Origin of the sequence: Endozoicomonas sp. ALE010, assembly GCF_049310165.1 — a bacterium.
Taxonomy (GTDB): Bacteria; Pseudomonadota; Gammaproteobacteria; order Pseudomonadales; family Endozoicomonadaceae; genus Endozoicomonas.
In genome coordinates this window covers 1-20,195 of the sequence record NZ_JBLYNV010000063.1, presented here as the reverse complement: position 1 = coordinate 20,195, position 20,195 = coordinate 1, and the positions used below count along the sequence as shown (strand labels likewise).

The 20,195-nt window shown below is 46.7% G+C and carries 11 protein-coding genes and 1 tRNA gene; 6 read left to right on the top strand and 6 right to left on the bottom strand.

Features of this window, described 5'->3' with window-relative positions:
• Positions 1–35 precede the first annotated feature (35 nt).
• The 4 genes from ACO6UY_RS20065 to ACO6UY_RS20050 form a co-directional block, all read right to left on the bottom strand.
• Complete coding sequence (locus ACO6UY_RS20065; RefSeq protein ID WP_422490998.1) at positions 36–2,357, bottom strand: hypothetical protein; 2,322 nt, start codon at positions 2,355–2,357, stop codon at positions 36–38.
• Positions 2,358–2,452: 95 nt separating this feature from the next.
• On the bottom strand, positions 2,453–4,813 hold the full coding sequence (locus ACO6UY_RS20060) for a hypothetical protein (RefSeq protein ID WP_422490996.1): 2,361 nt from the start codon (positions 4,811–4,813) through the stop codon (positions 2,453–2,455).
• A 50-nt stretch (positions 4,814–4,863) separates the two neighbouring features.
• Positions 4,864–7,215 (bottom strand): hypothetical protein, encoded by a 2,352-nt coding sequence (locus ACO6UY_RS20055; RefSeq protein ID WP_422445621.1) that lies wholly within the window; start codon positions 7,213–7,215, stop codon positions 4,864–4,866.
• 291 nt (positions 7,216–7,506) lie between these two features.
• Positions 7,507–10,842, bottom strand: coding sequence for a hypothetical protein (locus ACO6UY_RS20050; protein WP_422445619.1), 3,336 nt, complete (start codon positions 10,840–10,842; stop codon positions 7,507–7,509).
• Between the two features lie 505 nt (positions 10,843–11,347).
• Between ACO6UY_RS20050 and ACO6UY_RS20045 the strand changes: the two genes are divergently transcribed.
• A complete protein-coding gene (locus tag ACO6UY_RS20045) occupies positions 11,348–11,761 on the top strand; it encodes a hypothetical protein (protein WP_422445617.1) in 414 nt (137 codons plus the stop codon).
• 171 nt (positions 11,762–11,932) lie between these two features.
• Here the strand turns inward: ACO6UY_RS20045 and glk are convergent, their stop codons facing one another.
• On the bottom strand, positions 11,933–12,907 hold the full coding sequence (glk, locus tag ACO6UY_RS20040; protein WP_422445615.1) for a glucokinase: 975 nt from the start codon (positions 12,905–12,907) through the stop codon (positions 11,933–11,935).
• A gap of 913 nt (positions 12,908–13,820) precedes the next feature.
• Between glk and prfB the strand changes: the two genes are divergently transcribed.
• The 3 genes from prfB to ACO6UY_RS20025 all read left to right on the top strand — a co-directional run bounded on the left by prfB (position 13,821) and on the right by ACO6UY_RS20025 (position 17,630).
• A protein-coding gene (gene prfB / locus ACO6UY_RS20035; RefSeq protein ID WP_422445613.1) for a peptide chain release factor 2 occupies positions 13,821–14,919 on the top strand; the annotation gives its coding sequence in 2 pieces (ribosomal slippage) (positions 13,821–13,895 and positions 13,897–14,919; 1,098 coding nt in all).
• A gap of 15 nt (positions 14,920–14,934) precedes the next feature.
• Positions 14,935–16,455 (top strand): lysine--tRNA ligase, encoded by a 1,521-nt coding sequence (lysS, locus tag ACO6UY_RS20030; RefSeq protein ID WP_422459604.1) that lies wholly within the window; start codon positions 14,935–14,937, stop codon positions 16,453–16,455.
• A gap of 452 nt (positions 16,456–16,907) precedes the next feature.
• Complete coding sequence (locus ACO6UY_RS20025; protein ID WP_241693334.1) at positions 16,908–17,630, top strand: TetR/AcrR family transcriptional regulator; 723 nt, start codon at positions 16,908–16,910, stop codon at positions 17,628–17,630.
• Between the two features lie 316 nt (positions 17,631–17,946).
• Here the strand turns inward: ACO6UY_RS20025 and ACO6UY_RS20020 are convergent, their stop codons facing one another.
• A complete protein-coding gene (locus tag ACO6UY_RS20020; RefSeq protein ID WP_422445609.1) occupies positions 17,947–18,945 on the bottom strand; it encodes a Ppx/GppA phosphatase family protein in 999 nt (332 codons plus the stop codon).
• A gap of 144 nt (positions 18,946–19,089) precedes the next feature.
• On the opposite strand from ACO6UY_RS20020, the gene ung reads away from it, so the two are divergent.
• Together ung and ACO6UY_RS20010 are read left to right on the top strand one after the other, a co-directional pair.
• Positions 19,090–19,776 carry a uracil-DNA glycosylase gene (gene ung, locus ACO6UY_RS20015; protein WP_422445607.1) on the top strand — a complete coding sequence of 229 codons (687 nt, stop codon included), beginning with the start codon at positions 19,090–19,092 and terminating at the stop codon, positions 19,774–19,776.
• A 114-nt stretch (positions 19,777–19,890) separates the two neighbouring features.
• Positions 19,891–19,967 (top strand) — tRNA-Arg (locus ACO6UY_RS20010).
• The last annotated feature ends 228 nt before the right edge of the window (positions 19,968–20,195 follow it).

The following is a 20,195-nucleotide window of genomic DNA, read 5'->3' as shown; positions in this document are numbered from 1 at the left end:
GTTATTGGCAGCGGTTGTTAAGATTTCTCCGGGCGTTAGAAAACTTTTTTATGTTTTGATTTTTTATGTTTTGATTTTTTATGTTTTGATTTTTTATGGTACGACAGGTCTATATCCGCTGCCAGCCAGCCAGATTTCTTCAGTTTTTCCGCCCTTGCGTGCATCTCAATCATCCGGCCCTTGACTGTGTAATTTATTAAATCATCGGGTAGCTTGATGTTGTGTTGTTTCAATTTTCTCAAATAAGGGTGAGTTTTAAGAGCACTCCATGTTGAGCTGAGATACAGTAATCTATCGTATAATTCTGAGTGCTTTTCTGGTGAGGTAATGCGTTTCAACAGTTGATAGAGTGTTGTTGAAGAGGTCTGGTGGTAAATCTCTTTTTTGTCAAAACCGTACTGATAGACATAGTACAACATCCAGTCTGCCTTCTGCGGTACGGGATCAAATGTGATACCTTCTATCGGACTGATGTTAACAATCAGGTTTGCAGTCTTCAGGCTGCCATTGAATCTATTGAAATTAAATTGACAGTTAGTAAGTTTGTTGAGAAACCAGTCGGCAAACTTATCGGGTAAGGTTGGTATAACTTCTTTTTTGCCAGCAGAAGGATCGGGAACAACCGTTTTTGCGGTGATGCCGCCAAACTTTTTTACACATAAATCAGCCAGTTTTCGTAATGTCAATATATTCCAGCGGGTAATTCCTTCAATGGCAGGGGGAGGGACGTTTCCCCGTCTAATATAGCGGATGGTATTTTCCAGTACCCGGGGGCCCTGGTTTTTAACCAGCTTATTCTGCAAATACTCATGTAGATAGCGTAAATAGGTATCTTGTAGTGCCACAGGATTCAGTACTTTCAATACTTTAATCAGTTCACAGTCCGAAAATGATCGTTCAGGTTTGGCTAGTCTAATCAAATGCCTGATATGGCCCGGCAGCCACTCATCCGATGGTAAAAAATATCGACTGCATGGTTCAGGAAATGGAAACCCATGGTTGTTAAAGCTTTTGGTCATTTTGATAACATCCATTGATGATTCGATGGTTGATTTACCTAAAAAGTCAATCATATATTGATAGTAGTCCTCTGATTTTGGATTAATGATGGCTAAATCCGTACGGTGCAGAACTTTAACATCAAGGTTCATTTTCCAGGCCAGAACTCGTATCAAATTTGTTGACCATTTTTTCCTGTGTGATGGTTTTACGATCTCAAATGAAGGGATCTTTACACTATTTCTTACCAGTCTTTGCTTGGTGATATCAGCAACCCGTGGTTTATTGATTGGTTTCTTTACAAATTCTTCAAGATAAGAATAGACCTGCATGGCTGAATAGTCTGTGGTATCACTGCTAACTGGCGCTGTCTGTACATCTTCGGCCGGTAGCTCCATAACGGCAGTTTCCGAATGATAGGGCGTTATTTGTACCTTTATTTTCTTAAAATCTTTACCTGTTGGTGTGAGATATTGATCAGCAATATTGCTGATAAATTGCTGCCACTGGCTTCCTGGCCACAATTCATGCTGACACGGATCAGCAATGTAAATATCGGAAGTAGCCATATAGGATGGCTGATGATAGCTCCCGTCAGCACAACGCAGATCACTATGAGCATGTTTGTGTTCAGCTTCATACCATTGGCTTTGCATCTGCACACTATCACCTGAAAGACTTGGGCATACCATCAAACATACATGCGTGGTGGATCTTTTCATCTTTCCTTTCTTTGCTACGGCTCTCGCACTAAAAAAGCTGATAACCATTTTGAACAGGCTGATGTCCGGATTTTCCAGGCAACAGGAAGCCATTAAATGAGTCATCTCATCACATTGGGCTACTTTGTAGGTTTTGACTAACTCTGCTATGTGCCTGGCGTATTTGGTCTGCTGCTGCTTCAAGTCATTAACAGGAGAGAGTTCTTGTATCAAATAATGAATCTTTGGTACCAGTAAATGCTCATAAATCATTCCAACACAGGTAAAATTGCCGTGAATGGGTAATCTTTTATGCTCTGGCATTTGAGCGGATTTATCAGAGCTTATGGCATACTCAATATCCATTTTACGAATATCATCCAGTACTTTACTAAGTATTGTGGGAATTGAATCACTTTCAGTGCTCTGTTTTGAATCAATCTGCAGTTTACTTTTCTGAGAGTTTTGGTGAATAGGCTTACCTTTGGCCATAGCAACCTGATATTTCGGTAGTTTCTTTTGATCTCTCATCTGTTTAACAAGCCCCTGATGATTAATCCGGGTGGTTTCCAATCTGATCTTTTTTGAGTGATTGTTGTTATCCTGTTGCTGTTTTCTTTTCTTTTGACGGTTTTTTTGGAGCTTTTGATCATCCATAAGCTGTGTGTTTTGATGGGTAGCAGTGGATACCAGCATATTATGATTTAACCTCTTAATGGCAGTGATTGTTGTGATCTCTTAACCCAGATATTTCATAAACGTGCTCCCGATCCTTTTTTATGTCTTGATATTCTATGGTGCGATAAGTCTATATCGGCTGCCAGCCAGCCAGATTTCTGCAGTTTTTTGGCTCTTGCATGCATCTCAGTCACCTGATCTTTGACTGAATAATCCATTAAATCATCAGGTAGTTTGATGTTGTGTTTTTTCAGGCTCCTGATAATACTAAGAGATCGAAGGCCAGAAGCTGTTGAGCTGACATACAATAATTTATCGTATAATTCTGAATGCTTTTTCCGGGAGGTAATGCGTTTCAGCATTTGATAGATTGTGTGTGTAGGAGCCTGATGGTAAATCTCTTTTTTGTCAAAACCGTAATGACAGACATAGTACAACATCCAGTCTGCCTTCTGTGGTACGGGTTTAAATGTGATACCTTCTATTGGACTGATGTTAACAATCAGGTTCGCAGCCTTTAGCGTGCTATCGAAATTAATGAAATTAAATTGATATTTGGTAAGTTTGTTGAGAAACCAGTCGGCAAACTCATCGGGTGAGGTTGGTATCACGTCTTTTGTACCAAAAGAAGGATAGGGTGCAACCGTTTCTGCGGAGATTCCGCCAAATTTTTTTACACATAAATCAGCCAGTTTTCGTAATGTCAATATGTTCCAGTTGGTGATTCCTTCAATGGCAGGGAGGGGGATGTTAGCCTTTTTAATGGTGCTGAAGGCATTTTGCAGTATTCGGGGCCCCTGGTTTTTAACCAGCCTATTTTGCAAATACTCATGTAGATAGCGTAAATAGGTATCTTGTAGTTCTACAGGGTTCAGTACTCTCAATATTTTAATCAGTTCACAGTCCGAAAATGATTGTTCAGGTTTGGCTACTCTGGCCAGATGCCTGATATGGCCTGGCAGCCACTCCCTGGATGGGGAAAAATATCGACTGCATGGTTCCGGAAATGGAAATCCATATTTGTTAAAGCTTTTGACCATATTGATAACATGTTGTGGTGATTTGATTGTTGATTTACCTAAAAAGTCAATCATGCATTGATAGTAGTCCTCTGATTTTGGATTAATGATGGCTAAATCCTTACGGTGCAGAACTCTAACATCAAGGTTCATTTTCCAGGTCAGAACCCGTACTAAGTTTGTTGACCATTTTTTCCTGTGCTTTGATTTTACGGTGTTTAATGAAGGGATTTTCACACCATTTCTTATCAGTCTTTCCTTAGTGACCAAAGCAGCCCGTTGTTTTAGTTTCTCAGCTTTTTTCGCTGTATTGGCTGCGAACTCCGCAAGATAAAAATAGGCAGGCATGGCTGAATAGTCTGTAGAATCACTGTTAACGGGTACTGCCGCCTGTACCTTTGCAGCCGTTAGCTCATTAGCAGTAGTTCCCGAATTATAGGGCGTTATTTGTACGGTTATTTTCTTAAAATCTTTATCTGTTGGTGTGAGATATTGATCGGCAATATTGCTGATAAATTGCTGCCACTGGCTTCCTGGCCGAAATTCATGCTGACACGGATCAGCAATGTAAATCTCGGAAGTAGTCATATAGGTTGGCTGATGATAGCTCCCGTCAGCGCAATGCAGATCACTATGAGTATATTTGTGTTTAGCTTCATAGCATTGGCTTTGCATCTGCACACTATCACCTGAAAGCCTTGGGCATACCATCAAACATACATGAGTGGTGGGTCTATCCAGCTTTCCTTTTTTTGATCCGGTTCTCGCAAAAAAAAAGTTGATCACCATTTTGAACAGGCTGATGGCCGGGTTATCCAGACAGCAGGAAGCCATTAAATGCGTCATCTCATCACATTGGGCCACTTTGTAGGTTTTGACTAACTCTGCTATTTTGATGGCGTATTCGGTCTGCCGTTGTTTTAAGTCATTAATAGGGTAAGATTCTTGTATTAAGTGATGAATCATTGGTACCAGTAAATTCTTATAAATCTTTTCAACATAGGTAAAATTGCCGTGAATGGATAATCTTTTATGCCTTGGCATTTGAGTGGATTTATCAGAGGTTATGGCATACTCAATATCCATTTTACGAATATCCTCCAGTACTTTACTCAGTATTGTGGGAATTGAATGACTTTCAGCGCCCTGCCTTGAATCAACTTGCAGTTTGCTTTTCTGAGAGTTTTGGTGAATAGGCTGACCTTTTGCCATAGCAACCTGGTATTTCGGTAGTTTCTTTTGATCTCTCGTCTGTTTAACACGCCCCTGATGATTAATCCGGGTGGTTTCCAATTTGATCTTTTTTGAGGGATTGTTATTATCCTGTTGCTGTTTTCTTTTATTTTGACGGTTCTCCGGAGATTTTTGATAACCCATAAGCCGTGTGTTTTGATGGGTGGCAGTGGATACATGCATACTATGATTTAATCTCTTAATGGCAGCAATTGTTATGATTTCTCAAGGCGTTAGAAAACGTTTTTATGTTTTGATGTTTGATGCTGTGACAGGTCTATATCCGCTGCCAGCCAGCCTGATTCCTTCAGTTTTTCCGCCCTTGCATGCATCTTAATCATCCTGCTTTTGGCTGTACAATACATTAAATCATCGGGCAGTTTGATGTTGTGTGCTCTCAGGGTTGTCAAATAACTGCTGGCTTTGAGGTCACTCCATGTTGAGCTGAGATACAATAATTTATCGTATAATTCTGAATGCTTTTCCCGTGAGGTAATGCGTTTCAGCATTTGATAGAGTGTTGTCGAAGAGGTCTGATGGAAAATCTCTTTTTTGTCAAAACCGTACTGATAGACATAGTACAATATCCAGTCAGCCCTCTTTGGTACGGTGTTAAATGTGATACCTTCTATCGGGGTGATATGAACAATCAGGTTTGCAGTCTTTAGCTTGCCATCGAAATTGTTGAAATTAAATTGATTATTGGTAAGTCTATTGAGAAACCAGGCGGCAAACTCATCGGGTGAGGTTGGTATAACCTCTCTTTTGCTAACAGAAGGGTAGGGGGTAACCGTTTTTGCCCAGATGCCGCCAAACTTTTCTACACACAAATCAGCCAGTTTTCGTAATGTCAATATATTCCAGCTGGTGAATCCTGCAATGGCGGGGAGGGGGATGGGGTGGGGCCCATCTTTAATGCTGCTCAAGGCATTTTCCAGTATTCGGGGGCCCGGGTTGTCAAGCAGCTTATTTTGCAAATACTCATGTAAATAGCGTAAATAGGTATCTTGTAGTTCCACAGGATTCAGTACTCTCAATACTTTAACCAGTTCGCCGTCCGACAATGATCGTTCAGGTTTGGCTACTCTAAGCAGATGCCTGATATGGCCCGGTAGCCACTTTTTTGATGGTAAAAAACATCGACGGCATGGTTCAGGAAATGGAAATCCATACTTGTTAAAGCTGTTGGTCATATTGCTAACATGTTTTGATGATTCGATTATTGATTTACCTAAAAAGTCAATTATATATTGATAATAGTCCTCTGATTTTGGATTTATAATAGCCAGATCTTCACGGCACAGAAGGTTAACATCAAGATTCATTTTCCAGGCCAGCACACGTATTAAATGGGTTGACCATTTTTTTCTGTGTTTTGATTTTACGGTGTCAAAAGCCGGGATCTTTACACCATGCCTTACCAGTCTTTTCTTGGTGATTTCTATAGCCCGTTGTTTTTCTCCCTGAACTTTTTTCCTTAATTTGTTTACAAATTCTTCAAGATAAAAATAGGCGGGTATGGCTGAATAGTCTGTGGTAGCCCTGTTAACTGGCACTGTCTGTATATCTGCGGCCGGTAGCTCGTTAACGGCAGTTTCCGAGTGATAGCGCGTTATTTGTACCTTTATTTTCTTAAAATCTTTACCCGTTGGTGTGAGATATTGATCGGCAATACTGCTGATAAACTGTTGCCACTGGCTTCCTGGCCAATATTCATGCTGACACGGATCCGCAATGTAAAGATCAGAAGTAGCCATATAGGACGGCTGATGGTAGCTCCCGTCAGCACAATGCAGATCACTATAGGCATTTTTGTATCCCGCTTCATACCATTGGCTTTGCATCTGCACACTATCGCCTGAAAGTTTCGGGCATACCATCAAACAGACATGAGTGGTGGATCTATCCAGCTTTCCTTTCTTTGATCCGGTTCTCGCAAAAAAAAAGTTGATAACCATTTTAAACAGGCTGATGGTCGGATTTTCCAGGCAGCAGGAAGCCATTAAATGAGTCATATCATCACATTGCGCTACTTTGTAGGTTTTCACTAACTCTGCTATTTGCATGGCGTATTCGGTCTGCCGTTGTTTTAATTCATTAATAGGGGAAAATTCCTGTATCAAGTGATGAATCTTCGGTACCAGTAAATGTTTATAAATCTTTTCAACATAGGTGAAATTACCGTGAATGGATAATCTCTTATGCTTTGGCATTTGAGCGGATTTATCAAGACCTATAGCATACTCAATATCCATTTTACGAATATCATCCAGTACTCTATTCAGTATTGTAGGAATTGAATGACTTTCAGTGCTCTGCTTTGAATCAATCTGCAGTTTACTTATCTGTGAGTTTTGGAGAACAGGCTGACTTTTTGCCATAGCCACCTGGTATTCCGGTAGTTTCTTTTTTACCCCGCTCTGTTTAACACGCCCCTGATGATTTATCCGGACAGTATCCAGCTTGACCTTTTTCGAGGGATAGTTGTTTTCCTGTTGCTGTTGTCTTTTGTTTTGGTGGCTTTTCGGGGCTTTTTTATAATCAATAAGTCGTCTATCGTGATGGGTAGCAGTGGATACAAGCATATTATTTTGCAACCTCTTAATGGCAGCGATTGTTGTCATTTCTTAACCCGGATATTTCATAAACGTGCTCCCGATCTCGCTTGTCCTTTGCCGCTCTAAGGGAGTTTTGCTCAGTCGACCGTACTCCCCGGTACGGTGCTCCCTCACAAAATCCCTTAGAGCGACAAAGTCCTGCGCGAGATTCGGGGCAGTTTATGAAATATCCGGGTTAAGGTGTTGGAAAGCTCAGGGCATATTTCTTTTTAGGGGCGCTTATCATTTTATGCAAGCTTACTGGTGACGGCCTTGATATTATTCAGGCTGAATCATCGCAAGCAGTGTTGTGATAAAGTCCTTTCTTTTGATCTCGTAATCACTCTCATGCACAGCTGTCAATAGCCAGCTGTTCACTCTGTGCTCAAACGCTTGACGGTAAATATGGCTCTTCAATTTCACTTGAAGATTCTCCGTCAGCACTTGCAGGCGCTGTTGTTGTTTTTGCCGCTGGTGAGTCTGGCAGTCAGGTTTTCCGGGTTTGCTTTCACAGTGCAGAGCGATGAACTGCCTGGCTTTATTCAGGGTGAGCAGGGAGCGCATCAGCAGGCCATAAATATGCTCCTCCGGGTTTTGTGGAAAATTAAACAGAATGGTTCGTGGTATGGAAAATATCTCTCTTCTTTGCAACCGATCTGTCAGCAGGTCAAGGTTATCGGCAAGGTATGCCAGCGTATTGTTCAGTAATCCGGTTTCTTCAGCAAACGACAGACACCACACCGGCCTGTTCACGCCAGGAACGTCAATGGCCAATCGTGCTGTATTTCTGTCTGTTACCAGGGCGTTAACACTGACCTGAAGGTCCATTACTTTCATACCCAGATCGCCGTCTTTAAGCTGAATATTGTAAGCTGTCGGGAGTTTAATCGCCGGACATCCAGGAACCCGGCTGATGGTCATGCTCTTGGGGATTTCTGAATCCCTGTCGGTGTTAAGTACCTGCAGCTTTTCAAAGAGGGTTCTGGCAGACTCATCTGTCGTGCAAATAATGTCAATATCATTGAATGAGGAGCAGAGGTTCTGTAAACAACGCGCGTATGAACCGGTCACCAGTATGGCGGGAGCGTCACAGGCGTCATTGATTGCCTGGATGATCTCCAGTGTTTTCAGTATGAGCACATTTAACCGGGAAGCCTGCCTTTCCGGGAAGCCCGGTCCGTCTGCTGTTGCTACGGGATACTTCCCGCGCACGGGAACCGCCGCTTTGTGTTGACTGGCGGAGGCTGCGTATCCCTGGGGACTGCCCCCTGAAGCAACGGTATTTGCCCGTTTATACAGCAAACTGTCAATTATTCTGGCTTTATGCATTTCGCAGTTGCGTTGCTCAAACCAGCAGACCAATGCATGGCGCCGTTTGCTTCCTTCCGGAAAATGCTGAAGGCAATTCAGAACCTGTTCCTTATGGATGGCTTGTCCATTAATAGACTGGCTGGTGATATAGCAGTGTGCCAGGAAGAAAAAATGTATACGTGAATTCTTGAATGAGCGCCTCAGGCCGGTGATGGATTGCAATACCTGTTGCGCTGACACCACCTGATGATCAATTGACAGCCCATGCTGCATAGCCATGAATTTCAATAGACATTCCAGTCGATCATGCTCATCGTCTTTGACCGATACGCTGTTCAGGATTTGCCAGGTCTCTTGAAGTGTCTCCTGAGCTTCGCTGGTTTCCTCGTACTTTTGAGATTGTTTCAGCTTTTGAATCAGATACCTGATTTGTTTTGCAGAGTGATCCCCGGGTGCTTCATTAAACGCTGCCAGTACTTTCCGATTATCCAGACAGGCGCTGTTCAATTCTCTTGCATTCAATGCCAGCTGAGAATAAAAAACAGCTCTTTCGAGCAACCAGCCACCGCGTTCATAATCCTTAACCACCGCCTCCGGTGTAACCTGCTGACCATTGAACGCCAGTCCCCTCAGACAACATTGATCCCTGAAGCGTACTATTCCCAGTTTGCCTTCCAAATTTTGTGGGAAATCCTTAACCACTGCATCCGGTGTGACCTGCTGGCCATTAACCGCCAGTCCCCTCAGGCAACATTCCATTTTGAAGCGTGCCTGCGCCAGAGGTGCCCTGGCCGCCCTGAAACCCCTGACCACCTCATCCGGTGTGACCTGCCGGTGATTCAACGCCAGGGCCCTGAGGCAACATTGTTCTTTAAAGCGTGCTATCCCCAGTCTGCCTTCCCGGGTATTCGGGAAATCCTTGACCACCGCATCCGGTGTGACCTGCTGGCCATTCAACACCAGACCTCTCAGGCAACATTCCTCTTTAAAGCGTGCCAGCTCCAGTGTTGCCCCGGCTGCCTGATAACCCTTAACCACCGCATCCGTTGTGACTTGCTGGCCGTTCAGCACCAGCCCCCTCAGGCAACATTCTGCTTTAAAGCGCGCCAGCTCCAGTGTTGCCCCGGCCCCCTGATAATTCTTGGCCACCACATCCGGTGTGGCCTGCCGGTTCTGCAACGCCAGGCCCTTCAGGCAACATTGTTCGCTGAAGCGTAATCTCCCCAGTCTGCCTTCCGGACTGTTTGGGAACTCCTTAACCACCGCGTCCGGTGTGATCTGCTGGCCATTTAATACCATGCCCTTCAGGCAGCATCGTTCCTTAAAGTGCGCCAGCCCCAGTCTGCCTTCCGGATTATCCGGGAAATCCTTAACCACCTCATCCGATGTAACGTGCCTGCCTTTCAACCGCAGGCCTTTCAGGCAACATTCTGCTTTGAAGTGCGCTAGCTCCAGCGTCGCATTGGCTGCCTGATAATCGTTAACCACGGCATCCGGTGTGACCTGCTGGCCATACAACACCAGGCCCCTCAGACAGCATTCCGCTTTGAAGCGTGCAATACCCAGTTTGCTATGCGGACTCTCCGGGAAATCCTTAACCACCTCGTCCGGTGTGACCTGTTGGCCATGCAGTGCAAGGTCTCTCAGGCAGCATTCCGCTTTGAAGCGTGCAATACCCAGTTTGCCTTGCACACTGTCCGGGAAATCCTTAACCACCATATCCGGTGTGACCTGCTGGCCCTTCAGCAACAAGCCTTGCAGGCAGCATTCTGCTTTGAAGCGCGCTATCTCCAGGGTTGCTCTGGCTGCCTGATAATGCCTGACCACGGCATCCGGTGTGACCCGTTGGCCATTTAATATCAGGCACTTCAGGCAGCATTCCGCTATGAAGCGTGCTTTTCCCAATGCGCCTTCCGGGCTATCCGGGAAAGCGTTAACCACCTCGCCCGGTGTCACCTGCTGGCTATTCAACAGCAAACCCTTCAGGCAACATTGTTCCTTAAAGCGTGCGATCCCCAGTTTGCCTGGCAGACTATCCGGGAAGGCCCTGACCACCGATTCCGGTGCGACCTGCCGGCCCTTTAACGGCAGACCCTTCAGACAACATTCTTCCATAAAGCGAGCCAGCTCCAGTGTTGCCCGGGCGACCTGAAACTCGTTAACCACCTCATCCGGTGAGATCCGCCGACCTTTCAACAGCAGGCCTTTCTGACAACATTCTGCTTTGAAGCGCGTGATCGCCACCAGATACTTATTTCGGTCTGGCTTCCGGGTGAATTCCTGGATGACCTGATCCGGGGTCACTTTTCTGCGATTGAGTAGAATGTTCTGTAAGCACAGTTTTGACAGAAAAAAGCCACCTCTGAGAGAGGTTCTATCTTTTCCATAGGCGTTCAGCACCACAGCGGGGGTGACTTGCCGTCCCTGTAATGGTTGCTTTTTCCAAAAAGCCTCCTCAATACCTTTGGGATCATCCCGGGGTGGGGCTATACCCCTGTGGGATTGATGGTTCGAGACTCTTTTGCCATTAAATGTACTTCCGTTGCGGTCAGGACCCCTGCTTGAAACGGTTTGCTGGCGAACCCGGTCAGCAGGCTTTGGGTGGGCGTAGGTTGATGTGGTTGCTTTCAGAATAAAGCCCTGCGCACATTAGAAGACTGTAAATATCGCTATCAGACCTCAAAATGATGAACAGGTTCCGTTTCAGGTGGATTGCGGGGGGGGGCGAAGCTGGGAACACTAAAATTATGGAACTAATTTCTAAATTCAGGCTCTTAAAAGATTTAGACATCTTTGAGGGTAATTTGAAATGCAAGCATCTTCATCAACTTCATCAATTATCCAAATGCCTCTGACTCAGAGTGCGGAAGCCTCTGATTCACCATTTATTCCAGAACCGATATTTTGTCAGTGTAAGTGTATGGGACGAAATGTTTCACTGTTGGAACGAACAGCTGTTAATCTGGCTTTTAGCCTGCCTACAGCCTGTGGTGTTGCAATTATTGTCGGACCTGTTGTTACGGCGGTTGCCGGTCCTTATGCAGGTAGTTTGGCAGGTAGTTTGGCAGGTAGTTTGGCAGGTTTTTTTGCAGGTTTTGTCGTAGGTGGTGCTGCCGGTATTGTCGCCGAGCATGTGTATGTTCGGTGTCGGCATGTAGCCCCGACGGAATCACCTGTACGGCTTACAGGGATGATCAGTCATGACCCTGAGCAGGTTGTTTGAAAATAACGTAATTGTTCTTCTTCTGAGAGTAATAACCTGTTCTCACTGTCCTGGTATTGAGCGGTCGATTATTCACTCTCAGTCAACACTATTTGTCTGGCCGTTGTGGACGAATTGCTGCTCTTCCAATATCTCTGGAAGCTGACCCGGATCAGGGTCAGCCAGGCAAAATCAATGGATCAACGGGTTGCCTAATGCTTCACACGCACCGGTCAGGCCGGGATTGTCGTGAACAATCAGGTTGGTGGGGATACCCGCCAGATAACCGGCCATCTTATCGTTAAGGTCGAACGATGTCCTGAAGTCCGATTGAGCGAAGAACTCCGGGAAGCGTGGAATAATACCGCCAGCAATATATACACCCCCCTGGGCTCCGGTGGTCAGTGCCGCATTACTGGCGGCCCTGCCCAGCAGTTCACAGAAATGCAGTAGTGTCTGGCGACAGAGGGGTTCTCCGTCCAGGGCCTGGGCCGTGATCTCATGATTTTTCAGTGTCTGTGTTTGGCCAGACAACATACTGTGGGCCTGATACAGCCGTTCAATGCCAGAACCGCACAGTACCGATTCCCAGGAAACATAGCCCAGCTGCTGCTGAAGAATACCGAGAATCTCCTTATCCATGGCAGATATGGGAGAAATCGCCGCATGTCCGCCCTCTCCGGGCAGAGGCAGCCAATGATCGCCTACCTTCTTCAGTGCGGCGACGCCAAGGCCCGTGCCTGGTCCAATAATCAGTTTGGTGGCCCCCGGGATTGCCTCTCCGTGGCCAATCCTGACCAGGGTGTTTTCAGGCAGGGCAGGGAGGGCAAGCGCCTGGGCGGTAAAATCATTGATCACTTTGAAGGACAGCAACTTCAGCGTGTCTTTCATGTCAGACTGGTTGAATGCCCAATGGTTGTTGGTCATTTTTATCGTCTGGCCACTTACTGGGCAGGCAAACGCCATGCAGGCATGATCCACGGCGACTTGCTGATGCTTCAGGTAATGGCTGACCGCATGATCAAGGTTGTCGAAGTCATTACAGGCCAGCACTTGTATCGAGTCTGTTTGCAGCTTGCCACCCAGTGAGAGTGCAAACCTTGCGTTGGTGCCACCGATATCCGCTACCAGTGCCATTGAGTCATTCAATAAAGTGTCACGTGACATAATGAAGAGTGCTTCTGTTATGTACCCAGAGCAGACGATCCTGTTGCTAGGGCCTGTTGACGTTTCGTTGCGTGCTCAGCGTATCAGGGCGCTCCTATGACGAGGCGCGGCATTGCAGGAAGGCTGGGTGCCTTTCAAAATGCCGCAACGAAGTCATAGGGGCGCCCTGATACGCCCGAAGGGTGGCTCAGAAAGGCGCCATCTGCTTTGTCAGACTTGCTTGGCGTAGAATAACTACGCGCTGCACAAGTCTTTCGCGCATCTGACGCCTTTCTGAGCCAGACTGCGCGTCCCGCTGAGCACGCAACGAAACGTCAACAGGCCCTAAAGGCTTTGGGGCTCTGGCTACGGGTGAGGGTGAAGTAGCGGGCGGGAGTTTACCTTACTGTTGAGTAAAGGCGTAGTGTGATGTCATGACATGAGTCAATGGGCGGGTATGCAGTGTTTACTCCCCGTGTTGGCAAGACAACGTCGACAGGTCCTGGTGGATGGATATCGGAGCAATTCCAACCAACAGGCTATTGTTGTAAAATCACTCAGTTGTATTACAGGTTTTGGTAATGGCCTTGTCGGCCAGCTGTTGTTGTGAGCAGTGTTTCATAGGCAGCCATGTGTTGCCAATTTCATTCCCATTGTATTTTCAGAGCGGTCGGTATTGGTCAGCTCCCGGGAGCCTGTTGGACTTAAGCGTCCGTCTAGGCGACCCCGTAGCGAGGATTGCGAGAAATTGAGGATGAAAATTTCTGCTTCTGAGGAGAATAGCGGGGCTATTTGACGAAGAAGCAGGAATTTTTAGACCAATTTATCGCAACCGAAGCAGGACAGTCTTAAGTCCGACAGGCTCCTGGATGGGGCTATAGCAGTATTTAAGTGTGGTGCCGTGTGCACCTGAAAAAGTGAGTGATATAGGGCAATGTTTGAAGTCAATCCCATTAAGGAGCGTATCAAGGACCTGAGAGCGCGTACTGACGTGCTTAGGGGGTATCTTTGACTACGCTCACAAGAGTGAGCGGTTGCAGGAAGTAGAACGGGAGCTGGAAGACCCGAACGTCTGGAACGATCCGGAGTACGCCCAGAAGCTGGGCAAGGAGCGTTCCACCCTGGAAGCGATTGTTTCCACCATTGAAGAGCTGACCAGTGGCCTGGGGGATTCTGAAGAACTGCTGGAAATGTCGGTAGAAGAAGAAGACGAAGAAGGTGTCCAGGGCGTTGTGGATGAGCTTGATGAGCTGGCCCGGAAACTGGAAGTACTTGAATTTCGTCGTATGTTCTCCGGTGAAATGGATCCTAACAGCGCCTTTCTGGATATTCAGGCCGGTTCCGGCGGTACTGAGGCCCAGGACTGGGCCAATATGCTGCTGAGAATGTACCTGCGCTGGGGTGAGGCCAACGGTTTCAAAACGGACATCATTGAAGTCTCTGCCGGTGAAGTGGCAGGGATCAAATCGGCAACGGTTCAGTTTAACGGGGATTATGCGTTTGGCTGGCTGAGAACGGAAATCGGCGTTCATCGCCTGGTGCGTAAATCCCCGTTTGATTCCGGTAATCGTCGCCATACCTCCTTTGCTTCCGTCTTCGTTTCTCCTGAGATTGATGACAATATTGATATTGAAATCAATCCGGCGGATCTGCGTATTGATACCTACCGTTCCAGTGGTGCCGGTGGACAGCACGTCAACACCACCGATTCCGCCGTGCGTATTACCCACGGGCCAACGGGAATTGTTGTACAGTGTCAGAATCAGCGTTCCCAGCACCAGAATAAAGACAAGGCCATGCAGCAGCTGAAGGCCAAGCTTTATGAGATGGAGATGCAAAAGAGAACGGCGGAGTCTCAGGCGATGGAAGATTCCAAGTCGGACATCGGCTGGGGTAGTCAGATTCGCTCCTATGTACTGGATGACTCCCGTATTAAGGATCTTCGTACCGGGGTAGAAACCCGGAATACCCAGTCTGTGCTGGATGGTGACCTGAACAAGTTCATTGAGGCGAGCCTGAAAAAAGGCCTGTAACTGGAAGAATATTTTATGTCTGAAGAACATTTTTTGTCGCAACAGGCGCAGGCAGAAAAGGCTGCTGAAGCCCATGAAGAGAACCGCCTGGTTACCCTGCGCCGGGAGAAACTGGCGGCCATTCGCGCAAAAGGGGTGGCATTTCCCAATAAATTCCGTCGTGATTCGCTGGCTGGCGATCTTCAGGAGCAGTTCAAGGATCATGACAAGGCTGCCCTGGAAGGCCTGAACCACCCTGTTAAAGTGGCTGGCCGTATCATGTTGAACCGTGGCGCGTTCATGGAACTGCAGGATATGTCTGGCCGTATCCAGCTCTATGTGAACCGCAAACAGCTGCCGAAAGAGACCCTGGATGCCATCAAGACCTGGGACCTGGGGGATATTATCGGTGTAGAAGGTGCTGTCCAGCGCTCTGGCAAAGGCGACCTTTACGTTGATATGAGTGCTGTCCAGCTGCTGACCAAGTCTCTGCGCCCACTGCCTGAAAAGCACAAAGGCCTCACCGATACCGAGCAGCGATACCGTCAGCGCTATGTTGACCTGATTACCAGTGAACACTCCCGGGAAACCTTCCGGATCCGTTCCAGAATCATTCAGGGTATCCGTAACTACTTCCTGGGTCAGGACTTCATGGAAGTGGAGACGCCGATGCTACAGGTGATTCCCGGTGGTGCCACGGCCAGACCGTTTGTGACCCATCACAACGCGCTGGATATCGATATGTACCTCCGTATCGCTCCGGAACTGTACCTGAAGCGTGTGGTCGTTGGTGGTTTTGAACGGGTATTTGAGATTAACCGGAACTTCCGCAATGAAGGGCTGTCTACTAGACATAACCCGGAATTTACAATGATCGAGTTCTATCAGGCTTACGCGGATTATACCGACATGATGGATCACACTGAAGCCATGCTGAAACAGCTGGCTCAGGACGTTCTGGGTAAAACTGAGTTCGAGTACCAGGGGCAGATGATCGATTTTGGCAAGCCGTTTGCGCGGATGTCGGTATTTGAATCTATCTTGCATTTCAACCCGGATCTTGATGCCGCTGATATTGACAACCTGGAGTCAGCCACACAGGTTGCCGGTAAACTGGGCATTGATGTGAAGCCGATCTGGGGGCTTGGCAAGGTTCAGATGGAAATCTTTGATGAAACGGTGGAACATCACTTGCTTAACCCTACCTTCATCACGGATTACCCGACCGAAGTGTCGCCTCTGTCCCGTAAAAATGACGACAACCCATTTGTTACTGAGCGCTTTGAGTTCTTTGTGGGGGGTCGGGAAATCGCTAATGGCTTCTCTGAGTTGAATGACTCAGAAGACCAGGCTGAGCGCTTCAGACAACAGGTAGCAGAAAAGGATGCCGGGGACGATGAGGCAATGCATTACGATGCAGACTATATCAATGCTCTTGAATACGGTCTGCCACCCACTGCCGGAGAAGGTATTGGTATTGACCGGCTGGTAATGCTGTTTACGGATGCGCCGTCCATCAGGGATGTGTTGTTGTTCCCTCACATGCGTCCTCAGTAGATATTGACGCGGGAGTAATTGTGCTTAAGTTTGTACTTGTCAAATATGTGAATCGACGATGCAGGTATCATTTGCATTGGTTATATGAACCTGCCGTTTGGTTACCGTATTAGTAATTACCTGCTTAACTCAGTTATTTTCTGAGTCGCTGATAGTTCAGGATTGACGACATGAGCAGGCCAAGCCTGCTCATGTAGTATCCGGGAGCCTGAAGTTGAGTCGATGCGCTTTGCTGGTGAAGCCAGGAGTTTGCCATACGCCCGGTCTGATCGGTCTATAAGGATATGGGGAGTACTCCAGGTATGGCGGTCTGATAACCCTGAATAGTGGCAGGGCCGGTTTTCATACGTATGGTTGATTTCTGTACTAAGATGCTTGTTCAAGCGACGGTACTGGACGAACGCTATAAAACAATCAGGCAACTGTAAGGCAGTCTTAATATGGTCTCAACAATGGATTCCTCATCAGAAGGCATGAAAAGCTCTGGTAAGCACGACAGTGATATGAAACTGAAATACCAGGGGCGAAAAACCAGTCGTGCCAATAGTGAACAGCGTCGTCGTACAATTCTTGAGGCGGCATTAAGAATCGTTGTCAGAGATGGAGTCAGGGGTGTCCGTCATCGTGCTGTTGCCAAGGAAGCCAATGTTCCTCTTTCTGCAACCACCTATTATTTCAAAGACATTACGGATCTGATCACTGACACCTTCACTCTGTTTGTGGAGATGGGGGCCCAGAAGTTCAAGGCGTACTGGGAAGAGTCTGACAGTATGCTGAAAATGGCCATGAAAGAGCTTGTGCCATCGGACCAGGCCAGTCGTCAGGTATTTGCTGACCGGATCAGTGATCTTGCTATTGAGTATGTTCTGATTCAGCTGGCAGAGCATCGTGACTACCTGATCGCAGAGCGTGCTTTCCAGCAGGAATGCCTGCGAAACGAAAACCTGAGGCCCATTGCCTTCAGTCACCAGAAGTTCTTTCTCGACAGTCTCAAAACATTCTTTGCAAAAATCGGCTCTAACCATCCTGATATTGATGCTGAACTATTTGGCAGTATTATCATTCATGTTGAGTACCAGGGATTAATTGCAGGTTTTGAAGACGAAACAACAGTGGACAGGCTCCGGGTAATGCTCAAGCGTCAAATAGAGTTGATGCTGGGTGTATACAGTTAGGAATTGCCTTTTTATAAGTTCCCGATTTCCGTTCACCCTGAGTGCTGAGCTTGTCGAAGTATCGAAGGGTCGTGCCACCGAACTTCGATACTTCGACAAGCTCAGCACTCAGTCCGAACGGAGTCAGGCAATGAAAATAGGGAAGTTATTTCCAGACAACTCCTCTTCTTCCACCGTGGAAAAGCCTGCAGAACCATTTGAACTCTCATGATTCTTCAGGCTTTCACTAATTTTTCAATGCATGGAAGGGAAATGCACAATCGACGAAGAGTAAAAGAAAAAATTTTCTTTTACTATTACTCCATTGAAACATTTATTAATGCCAGAGAATTGGAAATTCGAGCATTCCGACAGTGCTGTTATGATCGGAGATAAACATCTGCGTAATGTCCAGCTCTTCCATGAAACCAAATACCAGAATTGCACTTGAAAGACTGGCTTCATTGGTGCCGATGGATGAGGCCTGATCCAGGATATATCGCTCCAGTTTGCCTTTGTCCAAAGACATTTGGTGCATGGTGATATCTTCTGCGAAGCCTTCCTGAAATACCGGGCCGATACCGGTGATTTTAACCTGATCTTTCTTCAGTTCATTGCGAATAATGACCGGCGTTCTCCGGGCAAGATATCGTGCGAAGGTGATACCTGCTTCGAGTTCTTCAGTTGATATGGGGGATAATGACCCCGGCAAATCAGTTGGTTTGTTCTGGACAACTTCCTTCAGGTATTCCATAAAAGAAACAGAACCAAAATCACCTTTGTGGGCAAATGGGCCAGCTTCAGGATCGGAGATAATCAACTGAAAACTCTCCTTCCCGATATCCCAGACGACGGGTGATTCAGAATGATCAGTCGCCGTTAAAGCAGAGAAAAAATCCATTCGATCTTCTTCTTCAGGGGAGAGAATGCGAATATCGATACCGGTTGTACGCCGTATCTTTTGCACCAGCTCTTCGGCGTTATGAGCCTCCCTGAAAATATCAGTAGCAACGGCTCTTACTTGCACTGCCTTGAAATGTTCCTGCCGGGTTCGCAGTTTTTGAAAGAGTCTCTGAGCCTTTTTTAGCATAAAGTTGCTGAAAAAACCGTTGTCACTGGCTGACAGGTCATCGTAGAAACCCGCTTCCAGAGAGCCGTAATCAAGGTGCCGGTAAACTTTGTCGGTCTTGTTGTTGACGTCGGCGATGGCGAAGTGAATAGAATTGGCATTGATTTCGATGGCCATCCTGCGTTCGAGCATTGCCAGGGACTGGCAGCTAAAAAGAAGGGCTGCAACCGCAGAGATTCTGATCGATGCTTTATTAAAAGTTTGCATTGTATTGAAGGCGATCCGTAACGAAGACTGAGTTGTTATTAGTAAATGTGTTGCTGTGCTAAAGTGCGTTGGCTGGCAAAGAGTGTAGTTGGCTCTTATGCGGTTGGAGGTAATTTATTTGTCAATGTTATTTGAGGTAGGGTGATGCCAGACATCAAATTGGAGCCTTCCTGGAAAGCCATGCTTCAGGATGAATTTACCAAAGAGTATATGCAGACCCTGCGCACCTTTCTGCAACATGAAAAGGCTCAGGGCAAAATGATTTACCCCAGGGGGGCAGAATACTTCCGGGCCCTGGACCTGACACCGTTTGCGCGGGTCAAAGTGGTGATTCTTGGGCAGGACCCTTATCACGGACCGGGTCAGGCTCATGGGTTAAGTTTTTCGGTACGTCCCGACGTCGCCATTCCTCCTTCACTGGTTAATATGTATAAAGAGTTGGAGTCAGATCTGGGCATTCCGCCGGCCAATCATGGATTTCTGGAACACTGGGCCCATCAGGGAGTGTTACTGCTCAACAGTGTGTTGACAGTCGAACATAAGCAGCCTGCTTCTCATCAGGGCAGGGGATGGGAGACATTCACTGACCAGATTGTTGCCGCGTTAAATGAGCAGCGAGAGCATATTGTTTTTATTTTGTGGGGCAGCTACGCACAGAAAAAAGGGCGGTTTATTGATACCGGTAAACACCTGGTTCTGACATCTGTTCACCCATCGCCACTATCAGCTTATCGAGGCTTTTTTGGCAGCCGACCTTTTTCCAGGAGCAATGATTATCTGGTCAGTCATGGAATACAGCCTATAGACTGGCGACTGCCAGCCCTGAATTGACCGGTGATATTTTGTTCCATGAGTACTGTACATAAGGCAATGGTTTATGTATGATCCACGCCACTGAATGCAGACGGTTGTTTCAACACAGTTTGCAATCGTTTCAGTCTATACGCGCTCGTAGCTCAGCTGGATAGAGTACCTGGCTACGAACCAGGCGGTCGGAGGTTCGAATCCTCCCGAGCGCGCCATCAAAAAGAATGATTCACCAGATTTTACAGCTGAATTGGCTTATTGAAGATGCTGTTCTCCTGCTCAAACTCAATCTTTCAAAGCGCTCATTCATACGCCAGGTAAGCATGGTAGATTGCTAATCTCTCTTTGGTGCCAGTAATTCCCGATGAATCCTGAAGCACTACAGCCACGAGAGATACAGAAGAGGTAAAAAAATCATGCCCGCACAATTCTTCGACTAAAAT